The sequence below is a fragment of the Paenibacillus aurantiacus genome, from assembly GCF_042431225.1.
Lineage (GTDB): Bacteria > Bacillota > Bacilli > Paenibacillales > Paenibacillaceae > Paenibacillus_Z > Paenibacillus_Z aurantiacus.
Map to the genome: position 1 here is coordinate 132,002 of NZ_JBHMDO010000047.1, position 13,239 is coordinate 145,240.

General features: G+C 58.3%; 13 protein-coding genes. 4 read left to right on the forward strand and 9 right to left on the reverse strand.

The genetic code is table 11. The features are described 5' to 3' along the window. Positions 1-96: 96 nt before the first annotated feature. Both ACFFSY_RS28860 and ACFFSY_RS28865 read left to right on the forward strand, forming a co-directional pair. On the forward strand, positions 97-984 hold the full coding sequence (locus tag ACFFSY_RS28860) for an ATP-binding cassette domain-containing protein (protein ID WP_377500731.1): 888 nt from the start codon (positions 97-99) through the stop codon (positions 982-984). Next, a complete protein-coding gene (locus tag ACFFSY_RS28865; RefSeq protein ID WP_377501548.1) occupies positions 984-1,775 on the forward strand; it encodes an ABC transporter permease in 792 nt (263 codons plus the stop codon). The genes ACFFSY_RS28860 and ACFFSY_RS28865 overlap by 1 nt, the downstream gene beginning before the upstream one ends. Before the next feature lie 202 nt (positions 1,776-1,977). On the opposite strand, the gene ACFFSY_RS28870 is transcribed toward ACFFSY_RS28865, so the two are convergent. The 7 genes from ACFFSY_RS28870 to ACFFSY_RS28900 form a co-directional block, all read right to left on the reverse strand. Next, positions 1,978-2,745 (reverse strand): TetR/AcrR family transcriptional regulator, encoded by a 768-nt coding sequence (locus ACFFSY_RS28870; protein WP_377500734.1) that lies wholly within the window; start codon positions 2,743-2,745, stop codon positions 1,978-1,980. A gap of 226 nt (positions 2,746-2,971) precedes the next feature. Further along, positions 2,972-3,496, reverse strand: a complete 525-nt coding sequence (locus ACFFSY_RS28875) for a DinB family protein (protein WP_377500736.1) — start codon at positions 3,494-3,496, stop codon at positions 2,972-2,974. A gap of 181 nt (positions 3,497-3,677) precedes the next feature. Continuing rightward, complete coding sequence (locus ACFFSY_RS28880; protein WP_377500737.1) at positions 3,678-4,595, reverse strand: M23 family metallopeptidase; 918 nt, start codon at positions 4,593-4,595, stop codon at positions 3,678-3,680. Between the two features lie 97 nt (positions 4,596-4,692). Continuing rightward, positions 4,693-5,772 carry a sensor histidine kinase gene (locus ACFFSY_RS28885; RefSeq protein ID WP_377500739.1) on the reverse strand — a complete coding sequence of 360 codons (1,080 nt, stop codon included), beginning with the start codon at positions 5,770-5,772 and terminating at the stop codon, positions 4,693-4,695. Further along, positions 5,747-6,469: a response regulator transcription factor gene (locus ACFFSY_RS28890; protein WP_377500741.1), complete on the reverse strand. Its 723-nt coding sequence runs from the start codon at positions 6,467-6,469 to the stop codon at positions 5,747-5,749. Before ACFFSY_RS28890 ends, ACFFSY_RS28885 begins: the two co-directional genes overlap by 26 nt. Further along, positions 6,466-8,277: a sensor histidine kinase gene (locus ACFFSY_RS28895; protein WP_377500743.1), complete on the reverse strand. Its 1,812-nt coding sequence runs from the start codon at positions 8,275-8,277 to the stop codon at positions 6,466-6,468. Before ACFFSY_RS28895 ends, ACFFSY_RS28890 begins: the two co-directional genes overlap by 4 nt. A gap of 1 nt (position 8,278) precedes the next feature. After that, entirely contained in the window at positions 8,279-9,019 is a 741-nt protein-coding gene (locus tag ACFFSY_RS28900) for a response regulator transcription factor (protein ID WP_377500745.1), read from the reverse strand. A gap of 186 nt (positions 9,020-9,205) precedes the next feature. On the opposite strand from ACFFSY_RS28900, the gene ACFFSY_RS28905 reads away from it, so the two are divergent. Further along, positions 9,206-10,288 carry a M23 family metallopeptidase gene (locus ACFFSY_RS28905; protein ID WP_377500747.1) on the forward strand — a complete coding sequence of 361 codons (1,083 nt, stop codon included), beginning with the start codon at positions 9,206-9,208 and terminating at the stop codon, positions 10,286-10,288. A 13-nt stretch (positions 10,289-10,301) separates the two neighbouring features. Then, positions 10,302-11,072 (forward strand): alpha/beta fold hydrolase, encoded by a 771-nt coding sequence (locus ACFFSY_RS28910; protein WP_377500749.1) that lies wholly within the window; start codon positions 10,302-10,304, stop codon positions 11,070-11,072. 265 nt (positions 11,073-11,337) lie between these two features. Here ACFFSY_RS28910 and ACFFSY_RS28915 read toward each other — a convergent pair whose 3' ends face one another. Both ACFFSY_RS28915 and ACFFSY_RS28920 read right to left on the reverse strand, forming a co-directional pair. Further along, entirely contained in the window at positions 11,338-12,354 is a 1,017-nt protein-coding gene (locus ACFFSY_RS28915) for a cell wall hydrolase (protein WP_377500751.1), read from the reverse strand. A gap of 407 nt (positions 12,355-12,761) precedes the next feature. Beyond that, entirely contained in the window at positions 12,762-13,007 is a 246-nt protein-coding gene (locus ACFFSY_RS28920) for a hypothetical protein (RefSeq protein WP_377500753.1), read from the reverse strand. Positions 13,008-13,239 lie beyond the last annotated feature (232 nt).

Below are 13,239 nucleotides of genomic sequence, written 5' to 3' on the forward strand. Positions count from 1 at the left end.
AACCTTGCTGAAATTTGGGTTGCGCATTTATTGCTTATTATATACACTGTTTATTAAATATACTGTTTAACAATTAAACAGAAAGAGGTGTGGCGTATGCAGCCTAACGCGATCGAAATTCGCAATCTGCGCAAAAGCTTCGGAAAGCACGAGGTGCTCAAAGGACTTGATCTGGACGTGCCGGGAGGTGCGATCTTTGCCCTTCTCGGACCGAACGGTGCCGGCAAAACGACGCTGATCCACATTCTATCCACGCTCATCGCTCCGGACGAGGGAACGGCGCGCGTCGCCGGATGGGATACCGTCCGCCAGAAGAACGAGGTCAAACGCGCTATTAGTCTGACCGGTCAATTCGCTGCCGTAGACGACGCGCTCACCGGCGAGGAGAATCTCGTTATGATCGGCCGTCTCTCTGGGCTCAGCCCCGCGGAAGCGAAGGCGCGCGCCGCCGAGTTGACCGCGCAATTCGAGCTGAACGGCGCTGCCCGCAAACGGGTCAAAACCTACTCGGGCGGCATGAGACGCCGTCTTGATCTCGCGGTCAGCCTGATCTCGCCGCGCCCGATTCTATTCCTCGATGAACCGACGACCGGATTGGACACCTCGAGCCGACGCGCTCTGTGGGATATGATCCTTCAGTTGGCTAAGCAAGGCATTACCGTCTTCCTGACGACGCAGTATCTCGAAGAAGCCGACAAGCTCGCGAATCGAATCGCCGTTCTTGCCGCGGGACGCATCATCGCCTCCGGAACTCCCGCTGAGCTCAAAGCCCTTATCGGCGGAGAGGTCATCGAGCTCGTCAACACGAACGAGGAGGTCGTGCATGCCATCCCGACGAGCGGACAGGTCGGCGACGTGCAGCGCAAGTTGGCCGAACTGCTCCCCGCTCTGCCGCCCGAGACGCGCGTTCGACTTCGTACGCCGAGCATGGATGATGTCTTCGTCGCGCTTACAACCACTGCCAAGGAGGAGCTGACCGTATGATGATAACGAAACCGCAAGCCCAGACCAAGATGCCGTCGCTGCTCGCCACGAACGCTGTCTTTATCGGACGAAGCATGCGCCTTACGCTGCGCAATTCCGAAGCTTTAATTATGGCTATTATGCTCCCTACCCTACTTATGCTACTGTTCACGTACGTCTTCGGCGGCGCGATCGACCGCGGCGGCGATTACGTGAATTACGTCGTGCCCGGCATCATTCTGCTATGCGCCGGCTTCGGCTCGTCGAGCACCGCGGTCGACGTCGCGCACGATATGACCTCCGGCATCATCGACCGATTCCGCACGATGCCAATCAGCAGCATGAGCGTCGTCGCCGGGCATGTGGCCGCCAGCTTGATCCGCAACCTATTCGCGACCGGCATCGTCATCGGCGTGGCTCTGCTCGTCGGCTTCGAGCCGAGTGCCGGCGTCACCGACTGGCTGCTTGCCATCGGCATGGTGAGCTTGTTCATCTTCGCGCTGACATGGACGTATGCCGCCATCGGCCTGATAGCGGGCAGTCCGACCGCCGCCAGCGGCTATGGCTTCGCGCTGCTGTTCCTCCCCTACATCTCGAGCGCGTTCGTCCCGACCGACACGATGCCGGGCTGGCTGCAAGGCGTGGCGAAGCACCAGCCGATTACGCCCGTGATCGAGACGCTGCGCGGGCTGCTTACGGGCACGCCGATCGGGAATCAGGCTTGGCTGGCGATCGGCTGGTGCCTATTGATCTTGCTGCTCTCCCTCATCTGGTCGGCCTGGGCGTTCCGCCGGAAGGCAGGCGTAAGATAACCGGGAAGATGCGACCGGCAGTCTAGATTGAATTTGCTAAGAACGCACTGGCAGCTATGCTCGACTGGAGCGTCGTGCTTAATTTGTTCAGCGAGGTTGCCGGCAACTTCGGCTACTTGGTCTGTACGTATTAGATGCATATCCTATAAAAAGAGAAGGCAGCCGTTCCCCAATGATTCGGGAGAACGAGCTGCCTTCGCTTTTATGCTTTACCTGCCATGTAATGCTCGACGCCATCCAATATCCGCTCCAAGCCAAAATCAAAATCGTTGAACATCTCATCTGCATCCTCATCCGTGCCCGTGTATGCACCCGAGATCATCAGCGGATGCAGATCCGGAAAGCGCTCCGCGGTTACGAGCTTGCTGAGCGCGCTCTGGTAAGGCGCGCCGCTGAACGCAGCGGACGACATCCCGGCTTTCACCGCGCTGTTGAAATCCCGCTGCAGAATACCGCAAGCGCGCGCATAGCTGCTTAACAGCAAAATAACGGACATTTTCTCGGGATCGGTTAATCGAAGCTCCCGCATGATGCGCAGCGCGCAGTCGACAACCTTCAAATTATTCGGGGTGATCGGCGCGCCGGTAATCGGGATTTCGACGAACCACGGACGGCTCTGGAAAAGATGGATCATCGCCTTTACATAAGCGCGCAGCCCCTCCCGCCACGGCATCCCCTCCGGGATCAACTCATCCAAGCCAATCTCGCTCACCGCATCCTGCATGAGCAGCAGCAAATCTTCTTTGCTCGGGATGTACCGGTAGAGCGACATTGCCGTAAATCCGAGCGACGACGCCACCTTGTTCATCGAGACGGCAGCCAATCCTTCCGCATCCGCAATCGCGATCGCGGCATCGACGATCTGCTTAACGTTCATCTCCCGCTTCGGACCGCGCTGGGGCTCCTTGACGATCCCCCAGCTGAGCGCCACCCCGCGCGGCAGTTCGTTCTGTATCGTTTCCTCGTCCATTGCTTTCCTCCTGCAGGTCATCGTCGTGGTTACGACTTACGCGTAATTGTGTACCATATAAACAGTATTATAGCACAAACCGCGACACTTCAACACGCCGCATTCCCATTCGGCCCACGGCACCTGCCTCTGGAGTACCGTATCGAGCGCAATGCCGAACGAACAAGCAGCCTATGATTGCACAAGAAGAAGGCGCTGCAGCGTGCAGCGCCTTCTTGGTCGGAACTTATTTCAAAATGCTTAAGTATGCCTTCCACGGACCGACTGCGGTCTGGTACCGCTTCGCCAACACGCGCGTGATTTGAGCCGTATGCGTCAAATCGTGCACCGCCCAAGTCGCGATTAACTCTCTTGCTTTCACTGGTCCGAATGCAGGATGTGTACCCGTTCGCTCCAGCAGCTCACCGGATGCGACCAGCTCCCGAAGACGCGCGATATTGCGCTTGCGAATAGCTGCAAAATCAGTTAACAAGCGGCCCAGTTCAGGATCTGCATGCCCGTCAGTCAGATGCGCGAACCGGTCGAAGGGCGGGAATGCGCCGGCTTCGCCATCTTGCACGATCACTTCCAGTCTCGGAATCCAATTCGTCCGTTCCGCTTCGGTTAGATGAAGCAGCACTTCGACCGGGTTCCACGTCTCTTCCCCTTCCCGTGCGTGCAGCCAGCTATCCGATAACCCGGACAGCAGGCTCGCTAGCAAGCGGGGCGTCCGCTCCAAAATTTCCACGGCTTCGTCCAATTCAAACGTCATCGGCTCGCTCCTCCCCATCGGCTCTATCCGAACTCACGAGACCATTATAGCGTCGCAAAGGCCGTCCGCGCATCATAACCGTACTGAACTTCGGTTCGACGTGCGCGATGGTGCCGAGCTTCAGCGCGCCGTCCCACGTCGTGCTTACGCGCTCACGAATCCGAAGCGCGAGCTGTCGCCCCTAAGGGGTCAGCGGCGCGAGACGATCGCCTGCGAGCACCTCTTTGCCATCCTTGGTCGCGATGCCGCCCTTCGGCATTCTCGGCCCGTCGACATCCCGGAAATATAGCGGCAATCCTTCGCTGAGATACATGCTCGTCTTGGACGGATCCTGCCGCTGGTGGTGCAGGTGCAGATGGGGTTCGCTCGAGGCGCCGGAGTTCCCCGACTGCCCAAGGAGGTCGCCTTCATCGACGCGCTGACCCTCTTTTACCTGCACGGAACCTTGCTTCAAGTGCGCCAGGACAAGATACGTGCCCGTCGCATTCAATCGCAAATACACGTAGTTGCCAAGCAGCGAATCGTAATTCTCCGTGCCGGGCGGCTGATCCGCTTCGTCGTCATAGGCGCCCACGATCGTCCCCGCCGCGGGCGCAACAACGTCGGCACCGTAGATGCCGTAATCCGTCAGCCGGTCGCTCCCCGTCAAGGCCGGTTCCATCATGAAATCATACGCCCAACGTTCCATCGGCCACGTGGCGTGCCGGTTATGCGCGATATCGTCCCCGCCCCAGCCGGTCACCGCCGGCTCCCGGAAAGGAAGCCGCACCTCGGCCGCCGGCACGACCGCGGCGCGATTCGCCGGATAGGCAACCGGCCATACGCCGAATAGAATGCCAATCGGCGCCGCAGCGGCCATCGATAAGAACAGCGGCCCGATCATTGCCGTAACGCTTCTTCTCGTCGATAAGCCCCTGATTAGCAGCCCCATTACGAGCAGCAGGGTGCCCGCGCCGACGAACCCGAAGCCAATCAACAGCCACCAAGCGAGCGCGCCCGCTTGCCCTCCGCCGAAGAAGATCGTCCCCCAGCCTGCGGCCATCGCCGCAAGCAGCGTCCCGCTCACAATGCTGCACGTCCGTCGAATTCTTTTGCTCATGCCACTTGCTCCTTTGTGATGAATAAGATTTACGATTCATCTTACAGGAGCAATCTTTCGACAGACTGAGCGTTTTCTTTCGTTTTTCTTTCGATTCTTAATCAATTGCCCGTTCCGGCACAGGCAGGATAAGCCGAAATACGGTCTCTCGGCTGTCGCTGGCGACCTCGAGCCTTCCGTCATGGAGCTCCGCGATTTGTCGCGCGCTAGCAAGCCCGATGCCGTTGCCATCCGCATGCGGCACGGATGCGCCCCGCCCCCGGTAGTTCCAATCGAAAATATGCGGCAAATCGCGAACATCGATCGGGGGGCCATAATTGATGATGGCCAGCTCCACCTGCCGCTTGCGGTCAGCATGGCGAATCGTAATCCGAAGAAGTCCGCCTTCCTTCCCGTACGTCAAGCCATTGTCGATTAAATTATGCAGCACTCTCGCCAGCAGCTTCGGATCCGCCGATACGAGCACCCTCCCGTCTCCCTCGATGACCCACTCCACGCCTTCTTCCTCCGTGCGAGGAATGAAATCGATCATGACTTGCTCGGCCAGCGCGCGGGCGCTGATCAGCTCTCGACGAAGCGGCATGGCCGCGTACTGACGCAAGCTGTACGCGAGCAGTTCCTCGATCCGCTCCGTCAGCTCCCGGCTTTTGCGCTCGCATATTCCGGCGTATTCCTCGCTTGCATCCAGATCGTGGCGCAGGCTGCCGCGCAGCAGCCCCAAATAGCCGCTCAGCGACGTGAGCGGGGTACGCAAATCATGGGAAATGCCCGCGACCATTTCGCTTCTCATCCGTTCCGAACGCAGCTCCCGCTCGATCGAATGCCGGAGGCTGGCGGACATCGCGTTCACGCTCCGCGCGAGCTCCCCGATCTCGTCGCTGGCGGCATCCGTCATATGTACGTCCAGATTGCCCGCCTGAATAACCGCGAGCGTCCGACGGATCTCGCCGATTCTGGCAAGCATGCGGCGGGAGAGCAGGTAGAAATAGATGACCGTGAGCAGCAGGAAGAAAGCGGCATACAGGAACGAATACCGCTCTTCCGCTTGTTCGGCATCCCATCCCGCGAATCGCCCGAGCAGCGATTGGACGATCACGATGGTGAGGACGGCTCCCGCTATGCTGCCCGCGAATATCCCGTAAAATTTGGCTCTAATGCCTTGAAACCAACCCGTCACTAATTTTATAACCGACACCCCACACGTTCGCGATCCATTCCGATTCGCCGCTCATTTGACCCAGCTTCTCCCGCAGTCTCGAGATGTGCACCATAACCGCGTTAGGGCTGCCCGGACCGTGTTCGCCCCATACGCGCTCGTATATTTCATCGGCCGGGAAGACCCGGTTCGGATGTTGGACCAGCAGCCACAAAATATCGAATTCCGTCTTGGTTAGCCGGACCGGTTGACCATATACCGTCACGCTTCTGCGCTCGGGATCGACCGCTATTCCGGCGTGCAGCCCGCTGTCCGCTGCCGCTTCCTTCGGCGGTTCACTGCTATATGCGGCTCTTCTCAAGTGCGCCTTCACGCGGGCAACAAGCTCCGCCGGACTGAACGGCTTGGTCATGTAATCGTCGGCCCCGACGTCCAATCCATGGACTTTGTCCCAGTCGGCCGTCTTGGCGCTGACGAACATGATCGGCACCTTGGACAATTCGCGAATCCGGCGGCATAGCTCGAAGCCGTCGACGCCCGGCATCATGATGTCGAGCAAGACGAGACCGACGGGCTGTACGGCCAGCCGACGCAGCGCGTCCTCGACATCTTCGGCCAGCACCGCGTCGATATCGGCTTGACGGAGATAGATGCCGATCATTCGGCGAATGTCCGCATCGTCGTCCACGACGAGCACGGACGGTGTGTTGAACGTCAACTTGCATCCCTCCCTGTCTGCGCGGCTTCCGGGATTATTCGCGTAGCGGCGCTCCGGTCCCAGATCAAGCTGACGACCGTCCCGCGTCCCTGCTCGGAGCGCGCTTCGATCCTGCCGCCCATAGCCTGAACGAGCTCCTTGGCAATCGCCATCCCAAGCCCGCTGCCTTCGGCGCCGCTCTCCGTATTCAATCCGCGGTAATAACGGTCGAACAATCGCTCGACCGTCTCTTCATTCATCCCTCGGCCGTTATCGGCAAAATCGATGCGCCAGCTTTCGTTATCCGCCCCTCGCGTCATCGCGATGCGCAGAACGGTATCCGGCGGATTGTGCAGGAATGCGTTCGCGACGAGATTGTCGACGACCCTCTCGAACCAGGGCTCGTGCAGCTCCGCCATTACGGGCGCCGAAGGGACCGAGCACCGCACCCTTGCACCGTCGTATCCAGGCTGCCTTGCGGCGCGAAGGACGGCCTTGCGCATTAATTCACGGGCATCCCATTCCTCGAAGACGACAGGCATATCGCCGCTTCGCAGCCTGTAGGTCAGCGACAAGTCGTTGATCAGCTTATCCATGTACTCCGATTTCTCCAGAATGACCGTCGCGAACTTGCGCATCTCGTCCTCCGTCCAGCTGTATTTGTCCGCGGCCATCATGTGGGCATAACCTTGGATCGAAGCGAGCGGCGTCTTCATGTCGTGCGTCACGCCGGCGATCCATTCTTCGCGGGTGCGCTGCGTGCGCTCAGCCGCGTCCTTGCCCGCGCGCAGCGCACGGGTCAGCGATTCGAGCGACTCGAACACTTCGCCGAATATCCGATTGCCGCGCTTGCCGGCACTAGGCAGACGAAACAAGCGGCGTCTTCGCTTCGGCTGCTGCTGGACAAGCTCCGTGTAATTGCCGCCGCCAAGCCGCCGAATCGCGCCCAGTATTTGAATGAGCGGAGTGCCGAACCGATTCGCGTACCAGATGGAGAGTACGCTGAAGATCAGCAGCGCGCATAACAGAAAAGCAGCAAGACCCGCGATCATCACCTGCGCCTCCGGCACCATGTCCGGAATCGGCATCGTGTGCCGCTGCGCTTCGCTCATCGGATACTGATACACCCACGTATAGCCCGTTCGCTTGTCGTACCGCGTATCCATCAGTGTGCCGATGCCGTCGTTATTGGCGCTCTGAAGCGCAAGGTCCTGCAGCGTGTACGTCCTGGGCGCTTCTTCCGGCCGTCTCCACGCGCCTAGTTCGCGCCCTTCGCGATCGAGTACCTGCACCCATCCGTGCCGCTGCTCAAGCATAGCGAGCGTGCTCTCGGAGAAGGACAAGCTGCCGCCTTCAAGCCTGCCGTCGTCGATGAGACGGCCGAGCAAATCTTCGGTCGGCGACCTCGCCCCGTATAATAGCGTGTACATCACGCCATCTTTCTCCTGAATCCACAACCCGAGCCGATACGGATACGGCGCGCCGCCGATCCAATAATCCATCAACTGACCGGGTACATATTGCGTTGGCAGATCGCCCGGGGCGTTGAACGACTGAATGACGTTGCCGTCTTCGTCCAGACTTTGCAGCCAGCCGCCATCTTCGCGAAGCCGCGCCATCAGAACGGGATCCGCGATCAATCCATTCGCGTCCGTTCGCGACTCGGCGATGAGCCGGGAGATACCGGTCGGCGCGAAATTCCGCCGGATCTCGAAATCTTCGAACCGGGCTAGTATCCAAAAGAGGATGACGACCGCCAGCAGTACGAGCAGCGCGCCCGCGCCTGCCAGCTGGAGCCCGAACCGGACGGCCAATCTTCTTCGAACCATGTTAACGCGCTCCTTTGGGCAGCATCAGCTTGTAACCGAGACCGCGCACGTTGACCAGATACTCCGGCTTCGACGGGTTGCGTTCGATCCGTTCGCGTATCCGATGAATATGAACCATCACCGTATTATCGTCGTGGAACGCATCCTCGCCCCATACGCGCTGGTACAAATCGCTCTTGCTGAACACGCGGTTCGGATGCTTGCACAAGAACAAAAGGAGCTGGAACACGAGCGCAGGGCAGTGAGACGGCTGACCGTCCACCGTCAGCGTCGCCTGCGACTCGTCTACTTGGAACCGGCCAAAATCGTATCGGCCGGACGGCGTCGGAACATCACTTGGCTCCGACTGAACCTGCGGTTGCCTCTTCGGCTGCAGGTATCGGCGCAGCTGAGCCTGGATTCTGGCGACGACTTCGAGCGGATTGAATGGCTTCGTAATATAATCGTCGCCGCCGACGGCGAACCCCGACAACTTATCGAAATCCGAAGAACGCGCGGTCAGGAAGAAGATCGGCGCATCCGTCGTCCCGCGGATGAACGGACAGATGTCCAGACCGCTGCGCCCAGGCATCATGACATCGAGCAGGATAAGATCGTAGCGCGTCCGCTCGCAGGCGGCCAGCGCCGCTTCTCCGTCGTGCGCCAGGTCGATGTGCGAGAAGCCTTCCTTGCGCAGCACGGTGGCCATCATGTCCGCGATCGCGCGTTCGTCGTCGACGATGAGAATTTTCGCTTCTTTCATTGTCATCACCCAATTGGAAGAGATACTAGTATTGTATCGTACATCCTGCCAATGGCAATCTTACCGTTACCTTAATTCTCCTAGTATCCCAGCTGCAAAAGTTAAGCCTGCGTTCATCTCCCGTTGAAGGGGACGTAAGTTTGGCGCGATATACTAAAGTCAAACAAAAATGAGAGGGAGGACGCCATGATCAGCAGAGCGAGGAACAAGCTGCGTATTGCCGTCAAATCCGCTATTCCGCTTCTAGCGGCCGGATTAGTGCTGGCGGGATGTGCGGGAGAGAACGAACCAACGAAGGAGGCAAGTACAGTGAGCAGCCAAGAGCAAGCGGGCAGTGCCAAACCAGAAGAGAAAGAAGGTGATCAAGGGGTTCAGGGCAAGGACAACAATCTGAAGCGGATCGGCGGGAAAGAAGTGGCGGACAGTCTATTGGCGGGGGAGTACGAGCGGCTGTATGCCCAGTTCAGCGGCGATCTTAAGAAAGCCGTAACGCTCGACCAATTTCGATCCATGGGCAAGCCGTTCACTGCGAACATTCAATCCTTCGAGCTGACGAGCGATATGCGGCTGAACGGAAACGAGTATTTCGTATGGGCTAATCCCGACGGAACGAAAGGGCTGAGCGCCGCGCTCGACGAGACCGCCACGATCGCGGGCATTCAAATCTTGGAGCATGCAGCGTTCCCCGCGACCGACACCGCTTATTCGAAGACGAACTACCGGCCGCCGTTCGAGGGAGACTGGCTCGTGTTCTGGGGCGGGCACAATACGTTCTTAAACTATCATTACGAATACGGGCCCGTGCGCTACGCATATGATCTGGTCGTGGAACGGGACGGCTTCAGTTATCAAGGCGATCCGACGAAGAACGAAAGCTATTTTGCCTACGGCCAGAACGTCCTGGCGCCAGCTGACGGCGTGGTGGTTGCGGTTATCGACGGCATCGCCGATAATGTACCCGTAGGTACGATGAACGAAGACCAGCCGGCGGGCAATATGGTCATCATCCGCCATGAGAGCGGAGAGTTCAGCACCATCGCCCATTTCAAGAATGGCTCGATCGTCGTCCAAGAGGGCGACCGGGTTCAGGCCGGCCAGTTCATTGGCCAGTGCGGCAATTCAGGTAATTCTTCCGAGCCGCATATCCATTTTCAAGTATCGCCGCCATCGAAGGTGGAAGAGATTACGACCACCATCCCCGTCTCCTTCGAGAGCGGCGTCAAACCCGTGCGCGGCGATACGCTCGAAGGCGCGAAAACAACCCCTTAACGAGGTGCCTTGAATGAAACCGATTCCGAAGAATACGATTCAAACCCGCGTCGGCGCGATGGAATACGCCTTGTCCGGCGAAGGTTCGCCTGCCGTGATCCTGATCAATGGCGGCAGCGGGCCGATTGAGGGCTGGATGCGGACCTATCATGCAATCGCTGAACAGACCCGCACACTCGCGTATAACCGGCTCGGCGTCGGCAGCAGCGCCAAACCGTCTTCCCCGCAGGACGGGCGCGTGATTGTAAGTACGCTTCGCGATCTGCTGCAGCGTCTTCGTCTAGAGCCGCCCTACGTGCTCGTCGGCCATTCGCTCGGCGGATTGTACGCCAATTTGTTCGCACGGATGCACCCGGATGAGGTCGTTGGCGTCGTGCTGCTTGAAGCCAGCCATCCGGAAGACCTCGCCATTAACCAAACGCAAGGTTCGATCGTGAAAGGACTTAATCGGATACTCGGCATGTTCGACCGATTCTTCCCTGCGCGCCAATGGTCGGAGACCCATTATGTGGAGGCGACAGCGAAGCAAATCGCGGCGGCCGGCCCCTTCCCCGACGTGCCGCTCATCGTGCTCACCGGCGGCAAACGCCCGCCGATGATGCCGGAGGATGCGTTCGCGATTCGTCAGCGCAACCAGTCGGATTATGCGCGAATGAGCGCCCGGGGAGAGCAGCGGATTGCCTTCAAGAGCGGACATTTCCCTCAAATGACGGAACCGGACGAGGTCCGAAAGGCGATCAATGATTGTCTCGCAGCCGCTAGAGCGGTCATTCGAACGCCGTAGTAAACGAAAGGCCATGCCTAAGCGAAAGCATCGAATCCATTCTCGATCGGACATGCCGGCAGCAATAAAGCGCGCAGCTGGTCTAGTCGCTCAAACCTTAACGCGTCTTCCCAACCCAAACTTCTCCGAATTGTGCCATCGTGAGCAAAAATCGTTGAATCCTGTATTCGTCGATCGTTATTTGTTGACGAAGAAAAACGAAGCCGGGATAAGCGCCATGAACACCAAAAAGCCCGCCGCAGCTTCGAAGCTGCAGCGGACTCTCTTATTGCGCAAAACTATGATTGCCGATCGTTGCCACGACGTTCATGCTGGACCAGTACGACCCTTTGGCACGATCCGGATTGAAGAAATAGACCGCCTTGCCGACGACGTTCTTCCCATTCAGCGCGTCCTTGGCGGCGCGATAAGCAGAGGCGTGCGGTTTGCTCTTGTCGAGCAGTCCGTTGTGTGCTGGCGGGAACTGTTTGCCTGCGTAAATAACCCCTTTAATCGTATCCGGGAACGCTGGGTTGTTCACCCGGTTCATAATGACGTTCGCGACAGCCAATTGCCCCTCGTAGCTCTCGTACCCGGCCTCCACCATCGTGATCTTGGCCAACAGCGTCAGATCCTCCTCCGTATAGGAAGCCACTGGATGGTCGAAGAACGAAGGAATAACGACGTCAAGCTTCATACCGTTCTTGACGGCTGCCTTGGCGGCCAGACCGTTACGCTTCAACAGCTGCGCCTCGGCGATGCCTGTATCCGCGCTAACCTCGGCCAAGCCGTAACCATCCGCTACGACCTTCTGCGGCTCCACGGTAATCTCGATCGTGTCTCCGTCCGCGCTGCTCTGGAAGCTGGCATGGAGCAGCTCCGCCAACTCGCGAAGCGGCGCGTACAGCCTGCCGTCACGCGTGAATGGAAGCGCATCCATCCGGTAGCGTAACTCGTTGAAATATACGACCGGAACCCCGTTGCCAAGTACGACCTTATCGCTTGCAGCCGTATGTATCGTTAATTCTTCATTATCATTGTCCCAGCTTGCTTCCGCTCCGGTCAACGCGGCGATTCTAGCCGCCGGCAGATACATTCTTCCGCCTTGGACGAGGATCGGATCGGACAGCTTCGCCATCTTGCCGTTCACCTTAATCGCAGCTTGATGCTCGGTTGCCGCTTCCGCGGTGGATACGACGCTCATCGGACCGAAACTTAGCAGAAGTAACCCCAAAACCATGACGCTCATCAGCCAAATCGTTGATTTGCCTTCTCTGATCATGTGTACCTCCCCGTTCTTCATGATGTAATAACTCCCGGGCGTGCTTCTCTCTCGGAAATTATAGCATAGCCCACCAGCGCCGTAGGATTAACATCTTCTCAGAATTAACGGTTTCTTGACTTGATTTTATGAAAAAGTCCTCATTTTTTGGGACGTCCCTTCCTATTTCGGGACACTTGCCCATGGATTCCCTCCCCATGGATTCCCTCCCCCACCCCTCCGCCGAGGGGCTCCGAGGGCTCTGCCCTCTGGACACCCGATTCGAGCTGGCGTGTAGGTTGGTGGTCGGCGAGTCCTTTCGAGCGTGGCACGCTTTTGTTCTTGCGAACAAAGCTTACTTGCTGCTGCTCCGTTTTCGTGCTGGCGCGTACGTTCGTGGTCGGCGGGTGCTTTCGTGCGTGGCACGCTTTTGTCCTTGCGGACAAAGCTTACTTGCTGCTGTTCTGTTTTCGTGCTGGCGCGTAGGTTGGTGGTCGGCGGGTGCTTTCGAGCGTGGCACGCTTTTGTCCTTGCGGACAAAGCTTACTTGCTGCTGTTCCGTTTTCGTGCTGGCGTGTAGGTTGGTGGTCGGCGGGTGCTTTCGAATTGAGCACGCTTTTGTCCTTGCGGACAAAGCTTACTTGCTGCTGTTCCGTTTTCGTGCTGGCGCGGCCACGAAACGAAATTCCCCCCATACACTCGAAACTTCCCCCTTCAACAACATGCTCGGGGGTGGGAAAATCGAGTTAGGCGACATTCGGGCGATGATCCCCCTATTCGCTTGGTCCCGCTAACCTGCGCCGGAGAGGAGGCTTGCCCTGCCAACATCGATTGAGCCGCAGAAAAGATCGCCCCGTCTTGAAAGCGCTTCATAATTAAGCCGTATTCCGGTAAGGAGGTCTTCATTATGAACAGATTTCGATTCAA

Bases quoted from the DNA above. Each gene is read 5' to 3' on its own strand.
- ACFFSY_RS28920 (WP_377500753.1), bottom strand. From the start codon at position 13,007: ATGGGGGGAATTTCGTTTCGTGGCCGCGCCAGCACGAAAACGGAACAG.
- ACFFSY_RS28915 (WP_377500751.1), bottom strand. From the start codon at position 12,354: ATGAAGAACGGGGAGGTACACATGATCAGAGAAGGCAAATCAACGATT.
- ACFFSY_RS28875 (WP_377500736.1), bottom strand. From the start codon at position 3,496: ATGACGTTTGAATTGGACGAAGCCGTGGAAATTTTGGAGCGGACGCCC.
- ACFFSY_RS28865 (WP_377501548.1), top strand. From the start codon at position 984: ATGATAACGAAACCGCAAGCCCAGACCAAGATGCCGTCGCTGCTCGCC.
- ACFFSY_RS28910 (WP_377500749.1), top strand. From the start codon at position 10,302: ATGAAACCGATTCCGAAGAATACGATTCAAACCCGCGTCGGCGCGATG.
- ACFFSY_RS28860 (WP_377500731.1), top strand. From the start codon at position 97: ATGCAGCCTAACGCGATCGAAATTCGCAATCTGCGCAAAAGCTTCGGA.
- ACFFSY_RS28870 (WP_377500734.1), bottom strand. From the start codon at position 2,745: ATGGACGAGGAAACGATACAGAACGAACTGCCGCGCGGGGTGGCGCTC.
- ACFFSY_RS28880 (WP_377500737.1), bottom strand. From the start codon at position 4,595: ATGAGCAAAAGAATTCGACGGACGTGCAGCATTGTGAGCGGGACGCTG.
- ACFFSY_RS28895 (WP_377500743.1), bottom strand. From the start codon at position 8,277: ATGGTTCGAAGAAGATTGGCCGTCCGGTTCGGGCTCCAGCTGGCAGGC.
- ACFFSY_RS28905 (WP_377500747.1), top strand. From the start codon at position 9,206: ATGATCAGCAGAGCGAGGAACAAGCTGCGTATTGCCGTCAAATCCGCT.
- ACFFSY_RS28900 (WP_377500745.1), bottom strand. From the start codon at position 9,019: ATGAAAGAAGCGAAAATTCTCATCGTCGACGACGAACGCGCGATCGCG.